The organism is Parasaccharibacter sp. TMW 2.1888, from assembly GCF_023167265.1.
GTDB lineage: Bacteria > Pseudomonadota > Alphaproteobacteria > Acetobacterales > Acetobacteraceae > Bombella > Bombella apis.
In genome coordinates this window covers 414,394-437,840 of record NZ_CP030979.1, presented here as the reverse complement: position 1 = coordinate 437,840, position 23,447 = coordinate 414,394, and the positions used below count along the sequence as shown (strand labels likewise).

32 protein-coding genes are annotated in these 23,447 nt (G+C 57.0%); 31 read left to right on the top strand and 1 reads right to left on the bottom strand.

Features of this window, described 5'->3' with window-relative positions; translation table 11 throughout:
- The first annotated feature begins 25 nt into the window (after positions 1-25).
- The 31 genes from rpoC (at position 26) to rplQ (ending at position 21,139) form a co-directional block, all read left to right on the top strand.
- On the top strand, positions 26-4,342 hold the full coding sequence (rpoC, locus tag DTQ13_RS02055) for a DNA-directed RNA polymerase subunit beta' (protein WP_043557824.1): 4,317 nt from the start codon (positions 26-28) through the stop codon (positions 4,340-4,342).
- Positions 4,343-4,663: 321 nt separating this feature from the next.
- Positions 4,664-5,035, top strand: coding sequence for a 30S ribosomal protein S12 (gene rpsL / locus DTQ13_RS02050; protein WP_023979007.1), 372 nt, complete (start codon positions 4,664-4,666; stop codon positions 5,033-5,035).
- A 12-nt stretch (positions 5,036-5,047) separates the two neighbouring features.
- Positions 5,048-5,524, top strand: coding sequence for a 30S ribosomal protein S7 (rpsG, locus tag DTQ13_RS02045; protein ID WP_043557827.1), 477 nt, complete (start codon positions 5,048-5,050; stop codon positions 5,522-5,524).
- Between the two features lie 108 nt (positions 5,525-5,632).
- Entirely contained in the window at positions 5,633-6,823 is a 1,191-nt protein-coding gene (tuf, locus tag DTQ13_RS02040; RefSeq protein ID WP_043557828.1) for an elongation factor Tu, read from the top strand.
- A gap of 114 nt (positions 6,824-6,937) precedes the next feature.
- Positions 6,938-7,246 carry a 30S ribosomal protein S10 gene (gene rpsJ, locus DTQ13_RS02035; protein ID WP_018980179.1) on the top strand — a complete coding sequence of 103 codons (309 nt, stop codon included), beginning with the start codon at positions 6,938-6,940 and terminating at the stop codon, positions 7,244-7,246.
- 10 nt (positions 7,247-7,256) lie between these two features.
- Positions 7,257-7,940, top strand: a complete 684-nt coding sequence (gene rplC, locus DTQ13_RS02030) for a 50S ribosomal protein L3 (protein WP_043557830.1) — start codon at positions 7,257-7,259, stop codon at positions 7,938-7,940.
- 5 nt (positions 7,941-7,945) lie between these two features.
- A complete protein-coding gene (gene rplD, locus DTQ13_RS02025; protein WP_043557831.1) occupies positions 7,946-8,560 on the top strand; it encodes a 50S ribosomal protein L4 in 615 nt (204 codons plus the stop codon).
- Between the two features lie 41 nt (positions 8,561-8,601).
- Complete coding sequence (locus tag DTQ13_RS02020; RefSeq protein WP_181005181.1) at positions 8,602-8,898, top strand: 50S ribosomal protein L23; 297 nt, start codon at positions 8,602-8,604, stop codon at positions 8,896-8,898.
- A gap of 18 nt (positions 8,899-8,916) precedes the next feature.
- A complete protein-coding gene (gene rplB / locus DTQ13_RS02015; protein ID WP_081562856.1) occupies positions 8,917-9,747 on the top strand; it encodes a 50S ribosomal protein L2 in 831 nt (276 codons plus the stop codon).
- 16 nt (positions 9,748-9,763) lie between these two features.
- Entirely contained in the window at positions 9,764-10,042 is a 279-nt protein-coding gene (rpsS, locus tag DTQ13_RS02010; protein ID WP_043557836.1) for a 30S ribosomal protein S19, read from the top strand.
- A gap of 2 nt (positions 10,043-10,044) precedes the next feature.
- The gene (gene rplV, locus DTQ13_RS02005; RefSeq protein WP_043557837.1) at positions 10,045-10,470 is read left to right on the top strand and encodes a 50S ribosomal protein L22; all 426 of its coding nucleotides are present in this window, start codon (positions 10,045-10,047) and stop codon (positions 10,468-10,470) included.
- A gap of 3 nt (positions 10,471-10,473) precedes the next feature.
- A complete protein-coding gene (gene rpsC, locus DTQ13_RS02000) occupies positions 10,474-11,151 on the top strand; it encodes a 30S ribosomal protein S3 (protein WP_043557839.1) in 678 nt (225 codons plus the stop codon).
- 58 nt (positions 11,152-11,209) lie between these two features.
- Positions 11,210-11,626, top strand: a complete 417-nt coding sequence (gene rplP / locus DTQ13_RS01995) for a 50S ribosomal protein L16 (protein WP_043557840.1) — start codon at positions 11,210-11,212, stop codon at positions 11,624-11,626.
- Positions 11,627-11,628: 2 nt separating this feature from the next.
- The gene (gene rpmC, locus DTQ13_RS01990) at positions 11,629-11,865 is read left to right on the top strand and encodes a 50S ribosomal protein L29 (RefSeq protein WP_043557842.1); all 237 of its coding nucleotides are present in this window, start codon (positions 11,629-11,631) and stop codon (positions 11,863-11,865) included.
- A 13-nt stretch (positions 11,866-11,878) separates the two neighbouring features.
- On the top strand, positions 11,879-12,154 hold the full coding sequence (gene rpsQ / locus DTQ13_RS01985; RefSeq protein ID WP_043557843.1) for a 30S ribosomal protein S17: 276 nt from the start codon (positions 11,879-11,881) through the stop codon (positions 12,152-12,154).
- Positions 12,155-12,166: 12 nt separating this feature from the next.
- The gene (gene rplN / locus DTQ13_RS01980) at positions 12,167-12,535 is read left to right on the top strand and encodes a 50S ribosomal protein L14 (protein WP_043557844.1); all 369 of its coding nucleotides are present in this window, start codon (positions 12,167-12,169) and stop codon (positions 12,533-12,535) included.
- A complete protein-coding gene (rplX, locus tag DTQ13_RS01975; RefSeq protein ID WP_081562857.1) occupies positions 12,535-12,855 on the top strand; it encodes a 50S ribosomal protein L24 in 321 nt (106 codons plus the stop codon). The genes rplN and rplX overlap by 1 nt, the downstream gene beginning before the upstream one ends.
- A 10-nt stretch (positions 12,856-12,865) precedes the next feature.
- A complete protein-coding gene (gene rplE / locus DTQ13_RS01970; RefSeq protein WP_043557848.1) occupies positions 12,866-13,432 on the top strand; it encodes a 50S ribosomal protein L5 in 567 nt (188 codons plus the stop codon).
- 131 nt (positions 13,433-13,563) lie between these two features.
- Positions 13,564-13,869 carry a 30S ribosomal protein S14 gene (rpsN, locus tag DTQ13_RS01965; RefSeq protein ID WP_043557849.1) on the top strand — a complete coding sequence of 102 codons (306 nt, stop codon included), beginning with the start codon at positions 13,564-13,566 and terminating at the stop codon, positions 13,867-13,869.
- 13 nt (positions 13,870-13,882) lie between these two features.
- Positions 13,883-14,281, top strand: coding sequence for a 30S ribosomal protein S8 (rpsH, locus tag DTQ13_RS01960; RefSeq protein WP_043557850.1), 399 nt, complete (start codon positions 13,883-13,885; stop codon positions 14,279-14,281).
- Positions 14,282-14,290: 9 nt separating this feature from the next.
- Positions 14,291-14,827: a 50S ribosomal protein L6 gene (gene rplF / locus DTQ13_RS01955; RefSeq protein WP_043557852.1), complete on the top strand. Its 537-nt coding sequence runs from the start codon at positions 14,291-14,293 to the stop codon at positions 14,825-14,827.
- Positions 14,827-15,189: a 50S ribosomal protein L18 gene (gene rplR / locus DTQ13_RS01950; protein ID WP_043557853.1), complete on the top strand. Its 363-nt coding sequence runs from the start codon at positions 14,827-14,829 to the stop codon at positions 15,187-15,189. Before rplF ends, rplR begins: the two co-directional genes overlap by 1 nt.
- Positions 15,190-15,201: 12 nt before the next feature.
- Complete coding sequence (gene rpsE / locus DTQ13_RS01945; protein WP_043557855.1) at positions 15,202-15,771, top strand: 30S ribosomal protein S5; 570 nt, start codon at positions 15,202-15,204, stop codon at positions 15,769-15,771.
- Positions 15,764-15,955, top strand: a complete 192-nt coding sequence (gene rpmD / locus DTQ13_RS01940) for a 50S ribosomal protein L30 (RefSeq protein ID WP_043557856.1) — start codon at positions 15,764-15,766, stop codon at positions 15,953-15,955. Before rpsE ends, rpmD begins: the two co-directional genes overlap by 8 nt.
- Before the next feature lies 1 nt (position 15,956).
- Positions 15,957-16,445 carry a 50S ribosomal protein L15 gene (rplO, locus tag DTQ13_RS01935; protein WP_043557858.1) on the top strand — a complete coding sequence of 163 codons (489 nt, stop codon included), beginning with the start codon at positions 15,957-15,959 and terminating at the stop codon, positions 16,443-16,445.
- Positions 16,446-16,539: 94 nt separating this feature from the next.
- Entirely contained in the window at positions 16,540-17,916 is a 1,377-nt protein-coding gene (gene secY, locus DTQ13_RS01930) for a preprotein translocase subunit SecY (protein WP_043557860.1), read from the top strand.
- Positions 17,913-18,491 carry an adenylate kinase gene (locus DTQ13_RS01925; RefSeq protein ID WP_248460979.1) on the top strand — a complete coding sequence of 193 codons (579 nt, stop codon included), beginning with the start codon at positions 17,913-17,915 and terminating at the stop codon, positions 18,489-18,491. Before secY ends, DTQ13_RS01925 begins: the two co-directional genes overlap by 4 nt.
- A gap of 204 nt (positions 18,492-18,695) precedes the next feature.
- Positions 18,696-19,073, top strand: a complete 378-nt coding sequence (rpsM, locus tag DTQ13_RS01920) for a 30S ribosomal protein S13 (protein ID WP_043558318.1) — start codon at positions 18,696-18,698, stop codon at positions 19,071-19,073.
- A gap of 50 nt (positions 19,074-19,123) precedes the next feature.
- Positions 19,124-19,516 (top strand): 30S ribosomal protein S11, encoded by a 393-nt coding sequence (gene rpsK, locus DTQ13_RS01915; protein WP_043557862.1) that lies wholly within the window; start codon positions 19,124-19,126, stop codon positions 19,514-19,516.
- Between the two features lie 142 nt (positions 19,517-19,658).
- The gene (locus tag DTQ13_RS01910) at positions 19,659-20,678 is read left to right on the top strand and encodes a DNA-directed RNA polymerase subunit alpha (protein ID WP_248460977.1); all 1,020 of its coding nucleotides are present in this window, start codon (positions 19,659-19,661) and stop codon (positions 20,676-20,678) included.
- 44 nt (positions 20,679-20,722) lie between these two features.
- Positions 20,723-21,139, top strand: a complete 417-nt coding sequence (gene rplQ, locus DTQ13_RS01905) for a 50S ribosomal protein L17 (protein ID WP_043557864.1) — start codon at positions 20,723-20,725, stop codon at positions 21,137-21,139.
- A gap of 342 nt (positions 21,140-21,481) precedes the next feature.
- On the opposite strand, the gene DTQ13_RS01900 is transcribed toward rplQ, so the two are convergent.
- Positions 21,482-23,002: an efflux transporter outer membrane subunit gene (locus DTQ13_RS01900; protein ID WP_043558323.1), complete on the bottom strand. Its 1,521-nt coding sequence runs from the start codon at positions 23,000-23,002 to the stop codon at positions 21,482-21,484.
- Positions 23,003-23,447: the final 445 nt, after the last annotated feature.

Sequence of the window (23,447 nt, the reverse complement as noted above, 5' to 3'; positions counted from 1 at the left end):
GCCCGGCACAGTGGGGTTTCGGCAAATGAACGAACTCATGAAGATTCTGGGTCAGTCTGGTCAGTCAGGCACGTTTGACCAGATCCGCATCCAGCTCGCCTCCAGTGAGCAGATCCGCTCATGGTCCTATGGCGAGATCAAAAAACCGGAGACGATCAACTACCGTACCTTCAAGCCGGAGCGTGACGGGTTGTTCTGTGCCCGGATTTTTGGTCCGACCAAGGATTACGAGTGCCTCTGTGGCAAGTACAAGCGGATGAAGTTCCGTGGGATCGTCTGTGAGAAGTGCGGTGTCGAGGTGACGCTGGCCAAGGTCCGCCGTGAGCGGATGGGCCATATCGACCTTGCTTCACCTGTCGCTCACATCTGGTTCCTGAAGTCCCTGCCGAGCCGCATTGCCACGATGCTGGACCTGCCGCTCAAGGATGTTGAGCCGGTCCTGTATTTCGAGAAGTTCCTAGTGCTCGACAAGGGCGTCTGCGAGTCCGATCAGGTCGAGTCCTACAAGCACGGCAAGCGTCGTGACCAGTATCTGCTGGATGAAATCCGTTGCGAAGAGCTGATGGATGAATTCGCTGATGACGGTCTGGATGTCGGTATCGGTGCCGAGGCCATCAAGCGTGCGCTGTCCAGCTATGACTGGGGTCTGCCGAACGCTCAGGAGGCCGAGCTGAGCCGTGCTGCCCGGGAGCGTGGCGAGCCGGATCCGTTCGATTACGACGCCGAGGTGATGGACGGCGATTCGGAAAAGACGGTCATGCGCAAGAAGTTGCGCAAGGCGACATCCGAGGCAGCCCGCAAGAAGCTGGTCAAACGCCTCAAGATGGTCGAATCCTTCGTCGAGAGTGGTGCCCGTCCGGAATGGATGATCATGGACATCGTGCCCGTGATTCCGCCGGAGCTGCGTCCGCTCGTGCCGCTGGATGGTGGGCGTTTCGCCACCTCCGACCTGAATGACCTGTATCGCCGTGTCATCAACCGTAACAACCGTCTGAAGCGGCTGATCGAGCTGCGTGCGCCGGACATCATTGTCCGCAATGAAAAGCGCATGCTGCAGGAAGCCGTTGATGCGCTGTTCGACAATGGCCGCCGTGGCCGTGCCATCACCGGGGCCAACAAGCGTCCGCTGAAGTCCCTGTCCGACATGCTGAAGGGGAAACAGGGCCGCTTCCGTCAGAACCTGCTCGGCAAGCGTGTTGACTATTCCGGCCGATCCGTGATCGTGGTGGGGCCGGAGCTGAAGCTGCATCAGTGTGGTCTTCCCAAGAAGATGGCGCTGGAGCTGTTCAAGCCCTTTATTTATTCCAAGCTGGAGAAGTACGGGCACGCCACGACCATCAAGGCCGCAAAGCGGATGGTCGAGAAAGAGCGTCCGGAAGTCTGGGATATCCTCGAAGAGGTCATCCGTGAACATCCGGTGATGCTGAACCGTGCGCCGACCCTGCACCGTCTCGGCATCCAGGCGTTTGAGCCGAGCCTCGTGGAAGGCAAGGCCATCCAGCTGCACCCGCTGGTCTGCACCGCCTTCAATGCGGACTTTGACGGTGATCAGATGGCCGTGCACGTACCGCTTTCGCTGGAAGCCCAGCTGGAAGCCCGTGTGCTGATGATGTCCACCAACAACATCCTCAGCCCGGCCAACGGCAAGCCGATCATTGTGCCTTCCCAGGACATCGTGCTTGGCCTGTACTATCTGAGCCTCGAGGTGCCCGAGTACCGTCTGACGCCGGATGAAGCCGAGATCAAGGATGGCAAGGTCATCAAGGCGGCTCCGCCTGCCTATGCGGCTGTGGCCGAGATTGAGGCGGCCCTGCTTTCCGGTGCGCTGAAGCTTCATGACAAGATCCGTCTGCGTCTGGATGCTCAGGATGAGGAAGGCAAGCCGGTCCGTCAGATGATCCTGACGACACCGGGTCGCGCCCTGATTGCCCAGATCCTGCCGAAGCATCCGGCCATTCCGTTCAGCCTGATCAATCGTCAGCTGACGAAGAAGCTGGTGTCCGACGTGATTGATACCGTGTATCGTCACTGCGGGCAGAAAGAGGCTGTCATTTTCTGTGACCGTCTCATGGCTCTTGGTTTCCGCCACGCTGCCAAGGCTGGCATCTCCTTCGGCAAGGACGACATGATCGTTCCAGCCGAAAAGACCACTCTGGTCAACAAAACCACCGAAGAGGTGAAGGAGTTCGAGCAGCAGTATCAGGAAGGTCTGATCACCGCTGGCGAGCGCTATAACAAGGTGGTGGATGCCTGGTCCCGCTGTACGGATGAAGTGCAGGCGGCCATGCTCAAGGAGATTTCCAAGCAGGTACCGGGCAAGCCGACAAACTCTGTCTGGATGATGAGCCATTCCGGGGCCCGTGGGTCACCGGCCCAGATGAAGCAGCTTGCCGGTATGCGCGGCCTGATGGTGAAGCCGTCTGGTGAGATCATCGAGCAGCCGATTGTGGCCAACTTTAAAGAAGGTCTGTCAGTTCTTGATTACTTCACGTCCAGCCATGGTGCCCGTAAGGGGCTGGCTGATACGGCGCTGAAGACCGCCAACTCTGGTTACCTGACACGTCGTCTTGTCGACGTGGCGCAGGACTGCATCATTACCGAAACTGATTGCGGTAGCGAGCGTGGCCTCGTTGTCCGTGCGGTGACGGATAGCGGTGAGGTCGTGGCTTCTCTGGCAGAGCGTGCCCTCGGGCGGACCCTGTCCCAGGATGTGTTCCATCCGATGACGGGTGAGAAACTGCTGGAGCGCAACCGTCTGTTGGAAGAAGCTGATGTCGAGATGCTCGAAGGTGCCGGGATTGAAGCGGTGGAAATTCGCTCCGTCCTGACCTGTGACAGCAAGGCGGGCATCTGCGCTCATTGTTATGGCCGTGATCTGGCCCGTGGTACGCCGGTCAACATCGGTGAAGCCGTTGGCGTGATCGCTGCCCAGTCCATCGGTGAGCCGGGAACGCAGCTGACGATGCGTACCTTCCACATTGGTGGTGCGGCGACCCGTGGTGCCGAGCAGTCCATGGTCGAGGCCTTCCGTGACGGCAAGGTGACCATCCGTAACCGCAACGTCGTCCAGAATTCCCAGAACGTTCCTGTGGTCATGTCCCGGAACTGTGAGATTCTGCTGATTGACGAAACCGGGGCGGAGAAGGCCCGCTACCGTGTGCCTTACGGTGCCCGCCTGATGGTGTCCGAAGGGCAGGAGGTCAAGCGTGGTGACAAGATGGCAGAGTGGGATCCCTACACGCTGCCGATCATCACGGAGCAGGCTGGGACGGTCGAATATCAGGACCTGATCGACAGCATCACGCTGGTCGAGCGGGTTGACGAGGTGACCGGTCTGACCTCACGTGTTGTCGTGGACTATAAGCAGGCCGCCAAGGGTGTTGATCTGCGTCCCCGCCTCCAGCTCAAGGATGCGGATGGCAATGTGGTCCGTCTCGCCAATGGCAACGAGGCCCGCTACTTCCTGTCTCCTGACAGTATTCTGTCTGTGGAGAATGGGGCCGTGGTCCATGCCGGTGATGTGCTGGCCCGTATTCCGCGCGAGGGTTCCAAGACCCGTGACATTACCGGTGGTCTGCCACGTGTGGCCGAGCTGTTCGAAGCCCGCCGTCCGAAGGACCATGCGATCATCGCCGAAGGTGATGGCCGCATCGAGTTCGGCAAGGACTACAAGTCGAAGCGTTGTGTCATCGTACATAATGACGAGACGGGTGAGCGGACGGATTACCTGATACCCAAAGGCAAGCACATTTCCGTGCAGGAAGGTGACTTTGTCCAGAAGGGTGACCCGCTGGTCGATGGTCCCCGTGTGCCGCATGACATCCTCAAGGTCATGGGGATGGAAGCCCTGTCCGACTATCTGGTCAATGAGATTCAGGACGTCTATCGCCTGCAGGGCGTGAAGATCAACGACAAGCATATTGAAGTGATCGTCCGCCAGATGTTGCAGAAGGTTGAGGTTCTGGAGCCGGGTGATTCCACCTATCTCATTGGTGAGACTGTGGACCGGATCGAGTTCGAGCGGGACAACAGGATGCTTCTGGAGCAGGGGCGTGAGCCGGCAAAGGCCATGCCGATCCTTCAGGGTATTACCAAGGCGTCTCTACAGACGCAGTCCTTCATCTCTGCGGCCTCCTTCCAGGAGACCACGCGTGTGCTTACCGATGCTGCCACATCTGGCAGAATCGATACGCTTGGTGGCCTGAAGGAGAATGTGATCGTGGGCCGTCTCATCCCGGCAGGGACGGGCGGTGCCATGCGGCGTCTGCGTAATCTTGCAGCAGACCAGGCCCCGGCTCGTCTCGATAAGGGGAGAGCTGAGGTGGAAGACGCTGCTGAGTGAGGAATTCTGGGGTCAAGCCTCTCTGTTATGGCAGAGAGGCTTGACTCTCGGGCCAACCCAACTTAGGGTCCGCGCCTTAGACAGTTCCCGCCTGTTAAGGTGAAGGAATCGTCCCAGAATAAAAAATAGCATCTGGCACTACTTTTGTTTCTTGGAAAAAAAGGTTAAGTCCAGAGGCAAGTAGCTTTGGAGGAGGGAAGATTCTTTCCTTTCTTCTGTGCAATCGTGCGAAGACAGGCGGTTCAGCCGCATGTCGGTTAGAACGGAATGTCGTGGCGGGGGTTTCCCCGTCAGCATATGGACAAGGATTGGGAAGGGCGCATGCCGACCATCAACCAGTTGATCGCAAAGGGCCGTGAGCCGGCCGCAAAGCGGAACAAGGTTCCTGCTCTGCAGGGATGTCCGCAGAAGCGTGGTGTTTGCACACGTGTTTATACTGTAACGCCGAAAAAACCGAACTCCGCCCTGCGTAAGGTCGCCAAGGTGCGTCTGACCAACGGGTATGAGGTGGTGAGCTATATTCCGGGTGAGGGGCACAACCTCCAGGAGCATAGCGTTGTTCTGATCCGCGGTGGTCGCGTGAAGGATCTTCCCGGTGTGCGTTACCACATTCTTCGTGGTGTGCTGGATACGCAGGGTATCGCAAAACGCCGTCAGCGCCGTTCGCTGTATGGCGCAAAGCGGCCGAAATAAGGGGTATTTGGAATGAGTCGCCGTCATCGCGCTGTCAAGCGTGAGATCCTTCCCGATCCAAAATTCGGAGATGCCGTCATTACGCGCTTCATGAATGCGCTGATGTATGATGGTAAGAAATCTACTGCTGAACGCATCGTTTATGGAGCGCTGGAAGTGCTGCGTAAGCGTGGCGGGTCTTCTGCGGACCCGGTGGCCATGTTCCACTCAGCACTGGATAATGTAAAGCCGGCCGTTGAGGTCCGTTCCCGCCGTGTTGGTGGTGCGACCTATCAGGTTCCGGTAGAGGTTCGTGCAGAACGCCGTCAGGCGCTGGCTATCCGCTGGCTGATTGAGGCGTCCCGCAAGCGTGGTGAGAACACCATGCAGGACCGTCTTTCCAATGAGTTGATGGACGCGGTGAACAACCGCGGTGCAGCCGTCAAGAAGCGGGAAGACACTCACCGTATGGCTGAAGCCAATAAGGCATTCAGTCATTATCGCTGGTAATTTTTACCGGTAATAAGGCTTCTGGCCATTTTCTGGTTTCCAGAGTGGCCAGCATGAAGTTTCAGTCATACCTCTGGCCCCTGTGGGTCAAGGTTTTGGAGAGAGACGATGGCAAAGGCTAAATTTGAGCGTACAAAGCCGCATGTTAACATCGGCACGATTGGTCACGTTGACCATGGTAAGACCACGCTGACGGCTGCAATCACAAAGACACTGGCTGAGACCGGTGGTGCAACCTTCAGTGCTTATGACCAGATCGACAAGGCTCCTGAAGAGCGCGCTCGTGGTATTACGATTTCCACAGCTCACGTTGAGTATGAGACGGAAAACCGTCACTACGCTCACGTGGACTGCCCCGGCCACGCTGACTATGTGAAGAACATGATCACCGGTGCGGCCCAGATGGATGGCGCCATTCTGGTTGTCTCCGCTGCTGACGGCCCGATGCCGCAGACACGTGAGCACATCCTGCTGGCCCGTCAGGTCGGTGTGCCGGCTCTGGTGGTCTTCCTGAACAAGGTTGACCAGGTTGACGATCCGGAGCTGCTGGAGCTGGTGGAGATGGAAGTTCGTGAGCTTCTGTCCTCCTACGACTTCCCTGGTGACGATATCCCCATCGTCAAGGGTTCTGCTCTGGCCGTTCTGGAAGATGGTAACCCGGCGCAGGGCAAGGAAGCCATCCTGGAGCTGATGAAGGCTGTTGACAGCTACATCCCGCAGCCGGAGCGTCCGGTTGACCGTCCGTTCCTGATGCCGATCGAAGACGTGTTCTCCATCTCCGGGCGTGGTACGGTTGTGACTGGCCGTGTCGAGCGTGGTGAAGTCAACGTCGGTGACGAGGTCGAGATCGTTGGTCTGCGTCCTACCGTCAAGACGACAGTTACGGGCGTCGAGATGTTCCGCAAGCTGCTGGATCGCGGTGAAGCCGGTGACAACATCGGTGCTCTGCTGCGTGGCACGAAGCGCGAAGATGTTGAGCGCGGTCAGGTTCTGGCAAAGCCGGGCACCATCACCCCGCACAGCAAGTTCAAGGCTGAGGCCTACATCCTGACGAAGGAAGAGGGTGGCCGTCATACGCCGTTCTTTACCAACTATCGTCCGCAGTTCTACTTCCGTACGACGGACGTGACGGGTGTTGTGACCCTGCCGGAAGGCACCGAGATGGTGATGCCGGGTGATAATGCTACCATGGATGTCGAGCTGATTGCTCCGATCGCCATGGACGAAGGTCTCCGCTTCGCTATTCGTGAAGGTGGCCGTACAGTGGGTGCCGGCGTGGTGGCTTCCATCAGCGCCTAAGTCCCTGCTGACTTCGGAATCTGGTGCCCCGGTCGAATTTTTTTCGGCCGGGGTTCCATTTCTAGGAGAAATGCAGTAGGACGGCATCCGGTTTATTAAGGATGAAGTGAAATCATGGACGACCAGAACATCCGCATTCGCCTTAAAGCGTATGATCATCGCGTGCTGGATAACAGCACGAAAGAGATCGTCAATACGGCGAAGCGTACGGGTGCGCGGGTTCGGGGTCCCATCCCCCTGCCGACGCATATTGCCCGGTTTACTGTGAATCGTTCACCGCATGTGGATAAGAAGAGCCGCGAGCAGTTCGAAATGAGAACGCACCGCCGGCTGCTCGACATTGTCGAGCCGACCCCGCAGACCGTGGACGCCCTCATGAAGCTCGATCTCGCCGCTGGCGTAGATGTCGAGATTAAACTCTAAGGTCCAGACGATGCGTACCGGATTGATTGCAAAAAAGCTGGGGATGACCCGGCTCTTTAAAGAAGACGGCACACATGTGCCGGTGACGGTGCTGCACCTTGATGCTGTCGAGGTTGTGGATGCCCGTACACAGGAGCGTGATGGCTATACGGCTGTCCAGCTTGGTATGGGGGCTGCAAAGGCCAAGCACGTCACAAAAGCGAACCGTGGGCATTTTGCCCGTGTGAAGGTTGAGCCCAAGAAGAAGCTGGCCGAGTTCCGTGTGGCAGAGGATGCCCTGCTGGAACCGGGGACGAAGCTTTCTGCTGCCCATTTCGTGGTTGGTCAGAAAGTGGATGTCACGGGCCGCAGCAAGGGTAAAGGTTTTGCTGGTGTCATGAAGCGCCACAACTTTGCCGGTCTTGAGGCGACACACGGCGTGTCCATCAGTCACCGTTCTCACGGCTCTACAGGTCAGCGCCAGGATCCTGGCAAGGTCTTCAAGGGCAAGAAGATGGCTGGTCACCTCGGTGACAAGCGCGTGACAACACAAAACCTCGAAATTGCTGCTGTGGATGAAGAGCGTAACCTGATCATGGTGCGCGGTGCTATCCCAGGTGCCAAGAACAGTGTTGTTCTGGTTCGCGATGCAATCAAGAAGGCCCGTAATGCGGACGCGCCATATCCGGCAGCGACCGTTGAGGCCGCCGGGTGAGGGATATGGAATACGATATCAAAACCCTCGAAAACGGAAGTGCCGGTAAAATCGCACTGCCGGAAGAGATTTTCGGGATTGTTCCCCGCAAGGACATCATGGCCCGCGTCGTGAACTGGCAGCTTGCCAAACGTCGTGCTGGCACACACGCAACAAAGGGCAGGGGTGTCGTTTCTGGCACAACCAAGAAGCCGTATCGCCAGAAGGGGACAGGTTCTGCCCGTCAGGGCTCTCTGAGAGCTCCGCAGTTCCGTACCGGTGGTGTTGTGCATGGTCCGGTCGCCCGTGATCATGGTTTCGACCTCCCCAAGAAGGTGCGTCGTCTCGGGCTGCGCTCTGCCGTTTCCCAGAAGGCTTCTGAAGGCAAGCTGATCATCCTGAAGGATCTGGCTGGCGTTGAGAAGACCCGTGAGGCTGCTGCCCGTCTGAAGGCTCTTGGCTGCTCGTCTGCGTTGATCGTGGATCAGGTTGCTGACCAGCCGTTTGCCCGTGCGATTGCCAATCTGCCCAAGATTGATCTCCTGCCCACGATCGGGGCAAATGTTTATGATATTCTCAAGCATGATGTGCTGGTGATTACCCACGCTGCTCTTGAGGGTCTCAAGGAGCGTCTGGCATGACAACGAAAACAGTTCTGAATGCACGCAAGGCGGCTGCTGGCCTGTCTCAGGAAGCTCTGTTTGATGTGCTGCGTGCACCGCTGATCACTGAAAAGGCAACCATGGCTTCTGAGAAGAACCAGGTTGTGTTCAAGGTGGCTCTGGAAGCAACGAAGCCGCAGATCAAGGTCGCTGTCGAGAAGCTTTTCAACGTCAAGGTGGCTGGTGTCAGCACCCTGATCCAGAAAGGTAAGACAAAGCGCGTCAAAGGTCGTCCGGGTCGCCGTTCTGACATCAAGAAGGCGTATGTCCAGCTTGCTGAAGGTCAGTCAATTGACCTCACAGCGAAGCTTGGTTGAGGCGCGGGGTAAGATACCATGGCATTGAAGCACTTTAATCCCACGACACCAAGCACTCGTGGTACCGTGCTGATTGACCGGAGCGAGCTCTGGAAGGGCAAGCCCGTCAAGCAGCTTACGGAAGGCAAGAACAAGACTGGTGGCCGTAACAACTACGGGCGTACAACCGTGCGCTTCCGTGGCGGCGGGCACAAGCAGTCCTACCGTTATGTTGATTTCAAGCGTCGCAAGTTCGATGTTGTCGGCACGGTCGAGCGTCTGGAATATGACCCGAACCGTACGGCCTTCATCGCACTGGTCCGCTATGAGGATGGTGAGCTGGCCTATATCCTGGCTCCGCAGCGCGTGAAGGCTGGTGACCGTGTGGTTGCTGCCCATCATGCTGACGTCCGTCCGGGCAACGCCATGCCGCTGGCTTCCATGCCGGTTGGTACGATCATCCACAACATCGAGCTGAAGCCCGGTGCTGGTGGCAAGCTGGCCCGTTCGGCTGGCAACTATGCCCAGCTCGTTGGCAAGGATGCCGGTTACGCACAGATCAAGCTGCAGTCCGGTGAGCTGCGTATCGTGCGTGCCGAGTGCATGGCAACTGTTGGTGCGGTTTCCAACCCGGACAACATGAACCAGCACTTTGGTAAGGCAGGTCGTCGTCGCTGGATGGGGCGTCGTCCACACAACCGTGGTGTGGTCATGAACCCCGTCGACCATCCGCATGGTGGTGGTGAGGGTCGTACCTCTGGTGGCCGTCATCCTGTCACACCGTGGGGTGTGCCGACCAAGGGCTACAAGACCCGTACCAACAAGAAGACGGACAGCCTGATTATCCGTCGTCGTAAAACCGGCAAGTAAGAGAGGGGCATAGAAGATGGCACGTTCCGTCTGGAAAGGCCCGTTCGTCGACGGGTATCTGTTTGGCAAGGCTGAGAAGGCCCGTGCATCGGGCCGGAATGAGGTGATCAAGATTTGGTCCCGTCGTTCCACCATCCTGCCGCAGTTCGTCGGGCTGACGTTCGGCGTCTATAATGGTCAGAAGTTCCTGCCTGTGCAGGTGACGGAGCATATGGTCGGTCATAAGTTTGGTGAGTTCTCACCCACCCGTACTTATACCGGTCATGGTTCCGATAAGAAGTCGAAGCGAGGCTGAGCATGAGTAAGCCTAAGCATATCCGTACCCTGGCTGATACAGAGGCACAGGCTGTTGCCCGCAACATCCGTGTCAGCCCACGCAAGCTGAATCTGGTTGCTGCCACGATCCGCAACCAGCCGGCAGGCAAGGCAATCGCTGCGCTGACGTTCTCCCGTCGCCGTATCGCCCAGCAGGTCAAGAAGGCTCTTGAGAGTGCCGTGGCCAATGCAGAAAACAATCATCAGCTTGATGTTGACAAGCTGGTGGTGAAGACTGCTGAGGTTGGCAAGTCGATCGTGATGAAGCGCTTCCATGCACGGGGCCGTGGTCGTTCTGCTCGTGTTGAGAAGTTTTTCAGCCACCTGAAGATTGTTGTTGCTGAGCGCGCTGAAGCTGAGGAAGCTCCGAAGGCCGGCAAGAACTCAAAAGAGCAGAAGGCAGCCTGATCTATGGGACATAAGGTTAATCCGATCGGGCTTCGGCTCGGTGTCAATCGTACATGGGACAGCCGCTGGTATGCAGGCGGGGATTATGCCCGTCTGCTCCATGAGGATCTGAAGCTGCGCTCTTTCCTGCGCAAGAAGCTTTCGGGTGCTGGTGTTTCCCGTGTGGTCATCGAACGTCCTGCCAAGAAGCCTCGTGTGACGATCTACGCCGCACGTCCTGGCGTGATCATCGGCAAAAAGGGTCAGGACATTGATGCCCTGCGCAAGACCCTCAGCGCCATGGCCAAGGCTGATGTCGCTTTGAATATTGTCGAGATCCGCAAGCCGGAAATCGATGCGACTCTGGTGGCAGACAACATCGCCCAGCAGCTGGAGCGCCGTGTGGCCTTCCGCCGTGCGATGAAGCGCTCCATCCAGTCTGCAATGCGTTTGGGTGCCCAGGGTATCCGCGTGACATGCAGTGGACGTCTTGGTGGCGCCGAGATCGCTCGTGACGAGCAGTATCGTGAGGGTCGTGTACCGCTGCATACGCTGCGTGCCGACATCGACTATGGGACTTCTACAGCGCACACCACTTACGGTTCCTGCGGCGTGAAGGTCTGGATCTTCAAGGGTGAGATCCTGGCTCACGACCCGATGGCCCAGGACCGTCGTGCTGCGGAGCAGGCTCCTCAGCGTTAAGGGGCGGGGGGCTTCCCCCGTCTTTTATCCGAGGTGCTTGATGTGAGGATAGAAAATCATGCTTTCTCCAAAGCGGACAAAGTTTCGTAAGGCCCACAAGGGCCGCATTCATGGGATGGCCAAGGGCGGTACGCAGCTGAATTTCGGTGCGTATGGTCTGAAGGCTCTGGAGCCTGAGCGTATCACGGCTCGTCAGATCGAGGCATCCCGTCGTGCCATCACGCGTGCCATGAAGCGTGCCGGACGTGTTTGGATTCGTATTTTTCCTGACACTCCGGTCTCGACAAAGCCGGCAGAAGTGCGTATGGGTTCCGGTAAAGGTAACCCCGAGTACTGGGCAGCCCGTGTGAAGCCGGGTCGTATCCTCTTCGAAATTGAAGGGGTGCCGCCGGAGGTTGCTCGCTTGGCTCTTAGCTTGGCAGCTGCAAAACTGCCGATCAAGACCAAGTTCATTCAGCGTATCGGGGAGGCTTGAGAATGGCTGAGACGACCTATAAGGTTGCCGAGCTGCGCGCAAAGAGCGAGGATGAGCTCAAGGCTCTCCTGCTGGATCTGAAGCGTGAGCAGATCAACCAGCGTTTCTCTGCGGCTACAGGCCAGTCCGAGAACACCAGCCGTGTCAGGATCGTGCGTCGTGCTGTCGCCCGCATCAAGACACTGCTGAACCAGTCGAAGAACCGTGCGGGCGCAAAAACGTCCGCCGCCAAGTCCTGAGAGGAGACGGACGATGCCCAGGCGCGTCCTGACAGGGCGGGTGACAAGTGACAAGATGGACAAGACGGTGACCGTTCTTGTTGATCGTCGTGTCATGCATCCGCTCTATAAAAAGTTTATCCGCCGTTCCAAGAAGTATGCAGCGCATGATGGCGCCAATGCATGCAAGGTTGGTGATGTGGTCCGCATCGTTGAGTGCGCACCTCTCTCCAAGCGTAAGACGTGGACGGTCGTTTCCCGTAATGGAGTCGATGTTGCCGAGGCCGCTTCGACTTCTGTCGGCGCATAAGGGGGTAGACACATGATTCATCCCGAGACCAACCTTGACGTAGCTGACAACTCCGGTGCACGTCGGGTGCAGTGCATCAAAGTGCTGGGTGGCTCCAAGAGGAAGACCGCCTCGGTCGGCGACATCATTGTCGTATCCGTCAAGGAAGCAATTCCCCGCGGGAAGGTGAAGAAGGGTGACGTCCATCAGGCTGTCATCGTTCGCACATCTTACCCGGTGCGTCGTGCAGATGGCTCCGCCATCCGCTTTGACCGGAACGCTGCTGTCCTGCTGAACAAGCAGCAGGAGCCGATTGGTACGCGTATTTTTGGCCCGGTTGTTCGTGAGCTGCGTGCCCGCAAGTTCATGAAGATCATCTCCCTGGCTCCGGAGGTGCTGTAATGGCTGCACGTATCAAAAAAGGTGATCAGGTTCTGGTCCTGACAGGGCGTTCCCGCGGTGTGCGTGGGGAAGTCCTTTCCGTTCTGCCGAAGGTGGAAAAGGCTGTGGTGCGTGGCGTGGCTGTTGCCAAGCGCCACTCCAAGCCGAACCGTATGGGCGAGGGTGGCGGCATCATCGAGCGTGAGATGCCTGTTCATCTGTCCAATCTGAAGCTGATCGACCCGAAGAGTGGTAAGCCGACCCGTGTTGGTTTCCGTGTTCTGGAAGATGGTCGCAAGGTCCGTGTTGCCAAGGTGACCGGCGAAGTGATCGAAGGCTGAGGAGCGAACGATGAGCGATAACAAGAGTGCCGTTCTGCCCCGTCTGCAGCAGGAATATCAGGACAAGCTCCGCGCCAAGCTGCGTGAGCAGTTCGGGTATAAGAGCGACATGCAGATCCCCAAACTGGAGAAAATTGTCCTGAACATGGGGGTCGGTGAGGCTGCTGCTGACCAGAAGAAGCTGGATGCCGCTGTTGAAGAGATGGCTCTGATCTCTGGTCAGAAGCCGGTCAAGACTGTGGCACGCAAGGCTGTTGCGGGCTTCCGTATTCGTGAAGGGCTGCCGATCGGTTGTAAGGTAACGCTGCGCAAGGCTCGCATGTACGAGTTCCTGGATCGTCTGGTGACGATCGCCATGCCGCGTATCCGTGACTTCCGCGGTCTTCCGGCGAACAAGGGCTTTGATGGCCGTGGCAATTTTGCTATGGGTCTGAAAGAGCAGATCGTGTTCCCGGAAATTGATTATGACAGGGTTGATGCCATCCGTGGTATGGACATCATCTTTGTGACAACGGCAAAAACTGATGAAGAAGCGAAGGCTCTTCTGAAGGCATTTGATCTGCCGTTCGTGTCCTGAGCGACAATTTTTCGTATCAATCACGGGAAAATGGACTTTCCCCCTTCACATGAGGGGGGAGTTTCCGTTACAAGTCCGGTGATTGGAAAACCGTCGGGATAGGCCTGACAGGTTCCGGGAGAAGATTCGAGATGGCGAAAGTCTCTGCGGTGAACCGTAATAATCGTCGTGCTGCCATGGCGCAGCGTGACCTTGAAAAGCGGACCGCTCTCAAAAATACTATCAAGAACCGCTCTCTCTCCATGGAGGAGCGCTTCGAAGCGACACTTAAACTGGCCAAGCTGCCGCGTAATGGGTCCCAGACCCGTGTGCGCCTGCGTTGCAAACTGACCGGTCGTCCCCGTGGGAACTACCGCAAGTTTGAACTGTGCCGTATTGCTCTGCGTGACCTTGCTTCTACGGGGCAGATCCCCGGCATGGTCAAGTCCAGCTGGTAAAAGGGTAGTCTGAATGTCTATGTCTGATCCTTTGGGTGATATGCTCACCCGGGTCCGTAACGCTCAGCGTGCCCGCCATGCTGCCTGCGTTGCTCCGGCGTCCAAGCTGCGTGCCAGTGTTCTTGAAGCACTGAAACGCGAAGGATATATCCGCGGTTACACGACCGAGGAAGTCCGCAAGGGCATTTCCCAGTTCCGTATCGAGCTGAAGTACACAGATGGTCAGCCGGTGATCCGCGAGATTCATCGCGTGTCCCGTCCGGGGCGCCGTGTGTACTCCAAAATCAAAGAGCTGCCGCGTGTTTATGCTGGTCTGGGTGTTTCCATCCTCTCCACGCCGCGCGGTGTTCTTTCAGACGTCGAGGCTCGGGCTGCCAATGTTGGTGGCGAGATCCTCTGCCGCGTCTTCTAAGGAGGGAATATGTCTCGCGTAGGTAAATATCCTATTGACCTCCCCGCAGGCGTGGAAGCAGCTGTCAAGGACGGTATGTTCTGCGTCAAGGGTAAACGTGGTGAGCTCAGCGTGCCGGTATCTTCTCATGTTGATGTGAAGATTGCCGACGGCAAGGTTACCGTGTCTCCGCTGGGTGGTCGTACCAACAAGAGCTGGACGATGTGGGGGACATCCCGTGCGGTGTTCGCCAACATGATCAAAGGTGTCTCTGAGGGCTTCCAGAAGGGGCTTGAGATCCAGGGTACGGGTTTCCGTGCTGCTGTTCAGGGTTCCAATCTGGTCATGAACCTCGGTTTCTCTCACGATGTGATCTATCCGATCCCGTCCGATGTGAAAATCACGACGCCCCGCCCGACAGCCATTCTGGTTGAAGGTAACGACAAGCAGCGCGTTGGTCAGGTAGCTCTGGATATCCGCAGCTTCCGCAAGCCCGAGCCTTACAAGGGCAAGGGCGTCCGGTATGAGACCGAAGTTCTGCGTCAGAAAGAAGGTAAGAAGAAGTAATGGCATCGCTGCAAGGATTGCAGGAACGCCGCCGCAAGCGGCTGCGTTTCCAGCTTCGTCGCAAGAGCGGCGGCCGGCCGCGTTTGTCGGTCTTCCGTTCCAGCAAGAATATCCACGTCCAGGTCATCGACGATGCCCGTGGAATTACGCTGGCCAGCGCCTCTACGCTTGAGAAGAGTGTTCGTGAAGCCGGTAAAACGGGTGCGAATATCGCAGCAGCTACCGTTATCGGTAAGCTCGTTGCCGAGCGCGCTGTCAAGGCTGGGGTCAAGGAAGTCGTGTTCGACCGTGGCTCCTATCTCTATCATGGCCGGGTGAAAGCCCTGGCAGAGGCTGCCCGTGAGGGCGGGCTGTCTTTCTAAGGAGGATCACACATGGCACGTGAGCCAAGAGAAGGCGGCCGTGGTGGTCGTGAGCGCGAGCAGGGTGATGAGCTGGTTGACAAGCTGGTAACCATCAACCGTGTCGCTAAGGTTGTTAAGGGTGGTCGGCGTTTCGCCTTCGCGGCTCTGGTCGTTGTTGGCGACCAGAAGGGTCGTGTCGGTTACGGTGCTGGTAAGGCCCGTGAGGTGCCGGAAGCCATTCGTAAGGCAACCGAGCGCGCCCGTCGCAACATGATCCGTGTACCGATGAAAGAAGGCCGGACTCTGCATCATGATGCAGTGGGCCATTTCGGTGCTGGTGAGGTTGTCGTTCGTGCAGCTGAGGCTGGTACGGGGATCATCGCTGGTGGTCCGATCCGTGCTGTCTTCGAGAGCCTGGGCATCAGCGACGTTGTTGCCAAGAGCCTCGGGACCCGGAACCCGCACAACATGATCAAAGCTGCTTTCAACGCTCTTGAGCGTGCAAGCAGCCCGCGTCAGGTTGCGGCCCGCCGTGGCAAGAAGACATTCGAGCTGTTCGGACGTCGTGAGCAGTCAGAGACGGAGGCTGCCAATGTCTGAGACAAAAGGCAAGACAATCCGGGTGACGCAGATCGCTTCTGTGATCGGTTCCAAACCGGGTCAGGCGGAAACGGTGAAGGGGCTGGGCCTGCGTGGCATCGGTTCCAGCCGTGAGCTGGAGGATACCCCTTCTGTCCGTGGCATGATCCGCAAGGTGTCCCACCTGGTGAAGGTGGAGGGTTGATATGAACCTGAATGAATTGCGCGACAACGCCGGGGCACGCTATCACAAGAAGCGTCTCGGGCGTGGTATCGGTTCCGGCAAGGGCAAGACCTCCGGAAAGGGTCACAAAGGTCAGAAGGCACGCTCCGGCGTGGCCATCAATGGCTTTGAGGGTGGTCAGCTGCCGATCTATCGCCGTATGCCGAAGCGTGGCTTCGTCAACATTTTCCGCAAGGAATATGCTGCGGTGAATATCGGTGCAGTGAGCAAGGCTCTGGAGGCTGGCAAGCTTTCCGCCTCTGCTCCTGTGACGGAAGAAGCACTGTACCAGGCTGGTCTGGTCGGTAGCCGCAAGGTTGCTGGTGTGCGTCTTCTGGCAAAAGGTGAACTGTCTCAAGGCGTGAACTTTGAAGTGTCCGGTGCCTCTGCTGCTGCTGTGGCTGCAGTGGAGAAGGCCGGTGGCTCTGTGAAGGTTCTGGCCGCAAAGAAGGATGCTCAGGCTGAAGCCTGAGCCTGTCCTGCCCAGCCTGCTGGGACGACGGTGAACTAGTGAACAGCGTCCCGTACGATGTGCGGTGGCGCTGTTTTCATGAAAGGACGGGGAGATGGCTTCTGCCGCAGAACAGCTGGCCGGTAACCTGAATATGGGTGCCTTCGCGAAGGCGACGGAGCTGAAAAAACGGATCTGGTTCACGCTGGGTGCGTTGATTGTTTATCGACTGGGAACATTCATCCCGGTTCCGGGGATTGATGCCTCTGTGCTGGGGCAGCTTGTTGGGGAGCAGCAGGGTGGCATCCTGGGCATGTTTGACATGTTCACGGGTGGCGCTTTGGGGCGCATGACCATTTTTGCTCTCAACATCATGCCCTACATCAGTGCATCCATCATCATCCAGCTTCTTTCCACGGCTTTGCCTTCCATGGAAGCGCTGAAGAAAGAAGGGGAGAGTGGGCGCAAAAAACTGAACCAGTATACCCGTTATCTGACGGTGCTGATCGCCATCGTGCAGGCCTATGGCTTTGCCATGGGACTGAGCAGCATGCACACGCAGGCAGGGCTCAGTGCTGTCATCTCGCCGGGTCCGACTTTCCTCGTCTCTTATGTCGTGATGCTGGTAACGGGAACCCTGTTCCTGATGTGGCTGGGTGAGCAGATAACCTCCAGGGGTATCGGGAACGGTATTTCCCTGATCATTTTCTCGGGTATCGTGGCCAACCTGCCTCATGCACTGGGGAGCCTGCTGGAGCTGGGACGTACTGGCGCGCTGTCTCCGGTTTTTGTCGTGGTTTTCCTGCTGCTGGCGCTGGCTGTCATTGCCTTCATCGTGTTCATGGAGCAGGCACAACGGCGTGTCGTGATCCAGTATCCCAAGAGGCAGGTGGGTAACCGCATTTATGGTGGCGATTCCACGCACATGCCGCTGAAGGTCAATACAGCCGGGGTCATCCCGCCGATCTTTGCATCATCCGTTCTGCTGGTGCCGGCAACGCTGTCAGGCTTCATGCATAACAATGGTGGATTTCTGGGGCATGTCGGGCAGTGGCTTTCCCAGGGGCAGCCACTTTACATGGCATTTTATGCCTTCATGATCGTCTTTTTCTCCTATTTCTATGCTGCGGTAACCTTCAATCCTGAAGAGACAGCTGAGAATTTGAGAAAGCAGGGTGGTTTTGTACCGGGTATCCGGCCGGGTGCGAATACGGCCCGTTATTTTGACCGGATTCTCTCAAGGCTGACGACTATCGGTGCCGCCTACATGGTGCTGGTCTGTCTGCTGCCGCAGTTCCTGATCAACAAATATAATGTGCCGTTCTATTTTGGGGGAACCAGTCTGATCATCATTGTCTCCGTGACGATCGATACGGTCACACAGGTCCAGTCTCATCTGGTGGCCCATCAGTATCAGGGGCTCATCCGCAAGCAGCGTGGCCGGAAGGGAGCCCGTGGCCGGGCGGGCAAGGAAAGAAGGAACTTACGGTGAACATCATTCTTCTTGGCCCGCCGGGTGCGGGCAAAGGGACACAGGCAAAACGTCTTGAAGACAGCCGGGGCATGAAGCAGATCTCAACAGGGGACATGCTTCGTGCCGAGGTGAAGGCACAGTCACCGATTGGTGTGGAGGTGAAGGCGTTGATGGAGAAGGGGCATTTTGTTCCTGATCCGATCATCGTTCAGATGATTGAAAACCGTATCGCTCAGCCTGACTGTGGAAAGGGTGTCATCCTTGATGGTTTCCCGAGGACTGAAAGCCAGGCAGAGATTCTGGACTCCATGCTGAAGGAGCAGGGGCTTAAGATTGATGCAGTCGTTCTTCTGGAGGTCAGTGAGGAAGCGCTGGTGAAGCGTCTGTCTGAACGGCAGCATGAAGATGGCTCTCGCAGGGCTGACGATCATCCTGAGGTGATCCATGCCCGGCTGGAGATGTACCGGAAGCAGACGGCCCCCATCCTGCCCTATTATGAGCAGAACGGTCGTCTGAACCGCATTGATGGTATGCAGGATGTCGAAACAGTCGGGAGGGCGATTGATGCCATTCTCGATCGGGCAGGCTCCTGAATGAATGAGCTGATCACGAAAAAGTGATCTTTATGGTTTGACTTGTCTGGCAGGGCAGTATATTCGCCCAGCATAAGGTGAGCGTACGGCCCTGATGGTGGGGCTGGAATCGTTCTGGGGACCGACGCCGGTGAGCGGCCATGGTCCGGTCAGACAAAGATTTTTGTAAACACGGCTTTGGGCCGTGTGGATGGGAGAATTGGCGTGGCACGTATTGCCGGCGTAAACATTCCGACCAACAAGCGGGTGGTCATCGGTCTGCGCTATGTTTATGGCATTGGTCCTTCGAGCGCACAGGCTATCTGTGAGAAGCTCGGTATCGACAATGCCAAGCGCGTGAATGAGCTGTCTGATGATGAGGTGACGAAGATTCGTGACCTGATCGATAGCGATTATCGTGTGGAGGGTGATCTCCGTCGTGAGACGGCGATGAACATCAAGCGTCTGATGGACCTTGGCTGCTATCGTGGCCTGCGTCATCGTCGTGGTCTGCCGGTTCGTGGTCAGCGTACGCATACCAACGCCCGTACCCGCAAGGGTAAGGCTGTTGCCATTGCAGGTAAGAAGAAGGCAACGCGCTGATAGGCGCTGCTTCTTTCACCCTATCGCAGATTTAATAGGACAAGCATACTATGGCCAAGGCTGCCGCACCGCGTATCCGTAAGAAGGAACGTAAAAACATCATTTCCGGTGTTGCTCACGTTCTTTCCACCTTCAATAACACGATGATCACGATTGCTGATGCCCAGGGCAACGCCATCGCCTGGTCCTCCTCCGGCGCACAGGGTTTCAAGGGCTCCCGCAAGTCCACCCCGTATGCAGCTCAGGTTGCTGCCGAGGATGCAGGGCGCAAGGCCCGCGAGCACGGCATGGAAACGCTGGAGATTGAGGTTTCCGGTCCTGGTTCAGGGCGTGAGAGCGCTCTGCGTGCCCTTCAGGCTGTCGGGTTCACGATCACATCCATCCGCGACATGACGCCGGTGCCGCATAACGGTTGCCGTCCGCGCAAGCGTCGCCGCGTCTGATCTGGACGCAAAAATCTGGTAGGTCTGGCTGTCACGAATGGATGGTGCAGCCAGATTGACCTTGGTGAGTTCGTACCGCACGACAGTGCGGGCCTGGCACCGCCATCCTGTGGCGGGCTTCGTTGTTTGAAAGGCCATGATCTTGGTTCTCCAGAAAAATTGGCAGTCTCTCATCAAACCGGAGAAGCTTGAAGTCGAGCCCGGCCCGGTTCCTTCCCGTATGGCAACCATCGTTGCAGAGCCGCTTGAGCGTGGCTTTGGCCTGACGATGGGCAACGCCCTGCGTCGTATTCTTCTTTCCTCCCTTCAGGGTGCTGCTGTTACGGCCATCCAGATTGACGGGGTCCTTCACGAATTCTCATCCGTTGCGGGTGTGCGTGAGGATGTGACCGACATCGTGCTGAATGTGAAGCAGCTTGCTTTGCGCATGCATGGTGAGGGCCCGAAGCGTATGCTTCTCACGGCAACAGGGCCGGGAGAAGTGAAGGCTGGGCAGATTCAGACGGGCCATGACATTGAGATCATGAATCCGGAGCTGGTGATCTGCACGCTTGACGATGATGTCAAGCTTGGCATGGAATTCACGGTGAACATGGGCAAGGGTTATGTCCCTGCTTCTGCCAACCGTCCGGATGATGCACCGATCGGGCTGATCCCCATTGATGCGATCTATTCGCCGGTGCAGCGTGTGTCTTACAAGGTGGAGCCGACCCGTGTTGGACAGGTCACCGACTATGACAAGCTGCTGCTGAGTGTCGAGACAAACGGAGTCGTCACTCCGGAAGACGCACTGGCACTGGCTGCCCGCATCATGCAGGATCAGCTTCAGCTCTTCATCAATTTCGATGAGCCGCGTCCGGTTCAGAATGAAGAGCCGCAGGATGATCTGCCGTTCAGCCGTCACCTTCTGCGTAAGGTGGATGAGCTTGAGCTTTCCGTGCGTAGCGCAAACTGCCTGAAGAACGACAATATTGTGTATATTGGCGACCTCGTGCAGAAGAGCGAGCAGGAAATGCTGCGGACTCCGAATTTTGGTCGTAAGTCGCTGAATGAGATCAAGGAAGTGCTCACAGGCATGGGGCTTTCGCTGGGGATGAATGTCCCGGCCTGGCCGCCGGAGAGCATCGAAGATCTGGCCCGGCGTCTCGACGAGACATTCTAAGAACCCCGGCTGGGAAGTTCGGGTAGAAGGATTAGGGAAACAACATGCGTCATAATCTGAGCGGACGTAAACTTGGCGTCACCTCCACTCATCGCGCTGCGATGTTCCGCAACATGGCTGTTGCGCTCATCAAGCATGAACAGATCTCCACGACTCTGCCGAAGGCCAAAGAGCTTCGCCCGGTTGTCGAGAAGCTGATCACGCTGGGCAAGCGTGGCACACTTCATGCACGCCGTCAGGCTTTTGCCCAGCTGCGTGATGATGCCATCGTCACCAAGCTCTTTTCTGAGCTGAGCAAGCGTTATGCAGGCCGTGCAGGTGGCTACAGCCGTGTGCTGAAGGCTGGCGTCCGCTATGGCGACAATGCCGACATGGCCGTGATTGAGCTGGTCGAGCGTGATGTCGAGGCCAAGGGCAAAGATAGCGGCCCTGTTCAGAAAGAAGATCAGGAAGCTGCTTGAGCTTTTTCTCCAATGGGAGAATAAAGGAAAGGTCGGTGCCATCAGGCATCGGCCTTTTTTCACGGGGTAAGAGTACCCGATAGAAAAGCAGGTAATGCCATGAGTTCTAATCTGAAAGACGTAAGCAGCCCGATTCTGGGGATGGTGCAGGACGTAATTGAGGATCTGGTAATGGACCATCCTTGGGGATGGACTGGATTTGCTTTTTTCGTAGGGATACTTTTGGGCCGAAAGAAGAAGCCTTGTCAGGAGCAGCAGCCTTCCTGAAGGCATGGGACAGAATCATGTCCTCGTGGAAAGGCGTCTCTCTCCCCAGAGGAGAGGGCGCCTTTTTTGATGCGGTCAGTTTTTGTCTTTCTGGATGAAGCTGGGCAGGAAGGGATTGTCAGTCTGGAGGGAATCCTTGCTGGGGAGCTGGTCTGTGCTCCAGCCGCCACCAATATCGGTGATGAGGCGGATGACACTGTTGAGGCGCTGCTGCTGTATCTGAAGGCGGGATTCTTCATATTGCAGGGCTGTCTGCTGCGCCGTGATGACAGTGGTGTATATCTGTGTTCCGGCCAGATACTCGTTCATGGAGACTTCCACGGCCCGCTGTGCGCTCTCTACAGCCTGATTCTGGTAGGTCATCTGGTCGCCGAGATAATGCAGGTTGGAGAGCTGGTCCTCCGTATCCTGCAGGGCCTTCAGCACGACCTGTCTGTAATTGGCAACAGCGTTGTCGTAGTCGGCTTCGGCTTCCCGTACGGCAGCGGAACGGGCCCCACCATTGAAGAGGGTCTCGCTGGCGGCTGCACCGAGCGACCATGTGCGTGTTGCCAGCTGGATCAGATGCTGGATAGGATTTCCGCTGTAGCCATAGCTGGCTGACAGGGTGATCTGCGGATAGAAGGCCCCGATCTCGTACCCGATTTCAGCATTGTATCCTTCCATTTCCCGCTCGGCCTGGGCGATGTCTGGTCGCCTTTGCAAAAGGTCGGAGGGGAGGAACTGTGGAATGGGTGGCAGCGTGAAGGGCAGCGGTGCATGGGGAATGGTCAGGTCAGCCGGAGGACGGCCGATCAGCACGGCTATGGCATGCTCGTATTGGGCACGGGCCACATGGGCGTTGGCCAGACTGGCCTGGGTTGATTCCAGCTGGTATTTGGCCTGTAGCACACTGGTGGGGTCGGCGACACCGGCGGCCAGCTGGTTGCTGAGAATCTCCAGATTATGCTGGTACAGGCCGACATTGCGTGTGAAGAGGTCAATCAGGCTGTCCTGATAACGCAGGTTCATATAATCGGTGGCCAACTCCAGCTGGTAGGAGAGCTGCATGTTGGCCAGCAGGGCTGCGCTGGACTGTGTCGAGCTGACCTGCTGTTCTATCTGCCGCCGGATCATGCCCCAGACGTCAATCGTCCAGCTGGCACTGGGCCCCATGGTCCAGGTGTTGGTGGTGTTGACGAAGGTATGGGGTTCGGCATTCAGGCCGCTGATGGTCCTGCCCCCGCTGGAATTGCGGTTGAAGCCGAATTTGCCGTTGAGGGTAGGGAAAAGGCTGGCCCGCACGGAGTCGATCATGGCCCGTGCTTTGCGGTATTGCGCCTCATACTGCTTCAGGCTCTGGTTGGAACGGCTGACTTCCTCTTCCAGTCCGTTCAGCGTGGGATCATTGAAAACGGTCCACCAGTTTCCCTTGGGCATGTTGCTCATGGCCGGATTGGCTTTTGTCCAGCCCTCAGGTGGAGGGGCTTCTTTGAAGCGTGAGGAGATGATCGCTTTTGGCCGGTGATAATCCGGCCCGACCATGCAGCCCCCCAGTGTAGCAAGCAGGCCTGTTGTCAGAACGGCAGAGCGAAGGGCACGAAAGGGAAGCGACATGAAAATCCGGGCGTGATGATGGATAAGGTAATGTGTTGTGTGAGGAGGTGTTATATCAGATGGAGGCACGTTCATGAGCATTATTACGTTTTTGGAATAAAGAATATCAGCGAGCTGAGGGAAGCCCGGTAAGGTGCTAGCGGTATCTTGTGGGGAAAGAAAGGCAGGATGTGATGTTTTGCATGACTGAGCCAGGATGGCAAAAGATGTGCAGTAGAATTTTTAACAAGCTCAGCATGTCTGAATGTGGTGTGATGACAGGTCTGTATGTGGATGCCTATTCCTTCCGTCACAGGTCTGTCGGTCCCCACGCATGGCTGAATTTATGATTTCTTCATCTGTTTGATCCAAAAAAAGAATATATAAGATACGATGCATACAACCATCAGGTATTTCAGTCTTTCTGAAGCAATTTTCTTTCTAGGGAATGATTCGATCACATCTG

Coding starts and splice junctions, on each gene's coding strand:
- rplB (WP_081562856.1), top strand. CDS start 8,917: ATGGCATTGAAGCACTTTAATCCCACGACACCAAGCACTCGTGGTACC.
- rpsK (WP_043557862.1), top strand. CDS start 19,124: ATGGCCAAGGCTGCCGCACCGCGTATCCGTAAGAAGGAACGTAAAAAC.
- rpsE (WP_043557855.1), top strand. CDS start 15,202: ATGGCACGTGAGCCAAGAGAAGGCGGCCGTGGTGGTCGTGAGCGCGAG.
- rplR (WP_043557853.1), top strand. CDS start 14,827: ATGGCATCGCTGCAAGGATTGCAGGAACGCCGCCGCAAGCGGCTGCGT.
- rpmC (WP_043557842.1), top strand. CDS start 11,629: ATGGCTGAGACGACCTATAAGGTTGCCGAGCTGCGCGCAAAGAGCGAG.
- rplQ (WP_043557864.1), top strand. CDS start 20,723: ATGCGTCATAATCTGAGCGGACGTAAACTTGGCGTCACCTCCACTCAT.
- tuf (WP_043557828.1), top strand. CDS start 5,633: ATGGCAAAGGCTAAATTTGAGCGTACAAAGCCGCATGTTAACATCGGC.
- rpsH (WP_043557850.1), top strand. CDS start 13,883: ATGTCTATGTCTGATCCTTTGGGTGATATGCTCACCCGGGTCCGTAAC.
- rpsJ (WP_018980179.1), top strand. CDS start 6,938: ATGGACGACCAGAACATCCGCATTCGCCTTAAAGCGTATGATCATCGC.
- rpsS (WP_043557836.1), top strand. CDS start 9,764: ATGGCACGTTCCGTCTGGAAAGGCCCGTTCGTCGACGGGTATCTGTTT.
- rpsC (WP_043557839.1), top strand. CDS start 10,474: ATGGGACATAAGGTTAATCCGATCGGGCTTCGGCTCGGTGTCAATCGT.
- rplF (WP_043557852.1), top strand. CDS start 14,291: ATGTCTCGCGTAGGTAAATATCCTATTGACCTCCCCGCAGGCGTGGAA.
- rplP (WP_043557840.1), top strand. CDS start 11,210: ATGCTTTCTCCAAAGCGGACAAAGTTTCGTAAGGCCCACAAGGGCCGC.
- rplV (WP_043557837.1), top strand. CDS start 10,045: ATGAGTAAGCCTAAGCATATCCGTACCCTGGCTGATACAGAGGCACAG.
- rplX (WP_081562857.1), top strand. CDS start 12,535: ATGGCTGCACGTATCAAAAAAGGTGATCAGGTTCTGGTCCTGACAGGG.
- rplE (WP_043557848.1), top strand. CDS start 12,866: ATGAGCGATAACAAGAGTGCCGTTCTGCCCCGTCTGCAGCAGGAATAT.
- rpsN (WP_043557849.1), top strand. CDS start 13,564: ATGGCGAAAGTCTCTGCGGTGAACCGTAATAATCGTCGTGCTGCCATG.
- rpoC (WP_043557824.1), top strand. CDS start 26: ATGAACGAACTCATGAAGATTCTGGGTCAGTCTGGTCAGTCAGGCACG.
- rplD (WP_043557831.1), top strand. CDS start 7,946: ATGGAATACGATATCAAAACCCTCGAAAACGGAAGTGCCGGTAAAATC.
- secY (WP_043557860.1), top strand. CDS start 16,540: ATGGCTTCTGCCGCAGAACAGCTGGCCGGTAACCTGAATATGGGTGCC.
- rpmD (WP_043557856.1), top strand. CDS start 15,764: ATGTCTGAGACAAAAGGCAAGACAATCCGGGTGACGCAGATCGCTTCT.
- rplO (WP_043557858.1), top strand. CDS start 15,957: ATGAACCTGAATGAATTGCGCGACAACGCCGGGGCACGCTATCACAAG.
- DTQ13_RS01900 (WP_043558323.1), bottom strand. CDS start 23,002: ATGTCGCTTCCCTTTCGTGCCCTTCGCTCTGCCGTTCTGACAACAGGC.
- rplN (WP_043557844.1), top strand. CDS start 12,167: ATGATTCATCCCGAGACCAACCTTGACGTAGCTGACAACTCCGGTGCA.
- rplC (WP_043557830.1), top strand. CDS start 7,257: ATGCGTACCGGATTGATTGCAAAAAAGCTGGGGATGACCCGGCTCTTT.
- rpsL (WP_023979007.1), top strand. CDS start 4,664: ATGCCGACCATCAACCAGTTGATCGCAAAGGGCCGTGAGCCGGCCGCA.
- rpsQ (WP_043557843.1), top strand. CDS start 11,879: ATGCCCAGGCGCGTCCTGACAGGGCGGGTGACAAGTGACAAGATGGAC.
- rpsG (WP_043557827.1), top strand. CDS start 5,048: ATGAGTCGCCGTCATCGCGCTGTCAAGCGTGAGATCCTTCCCGATCCA.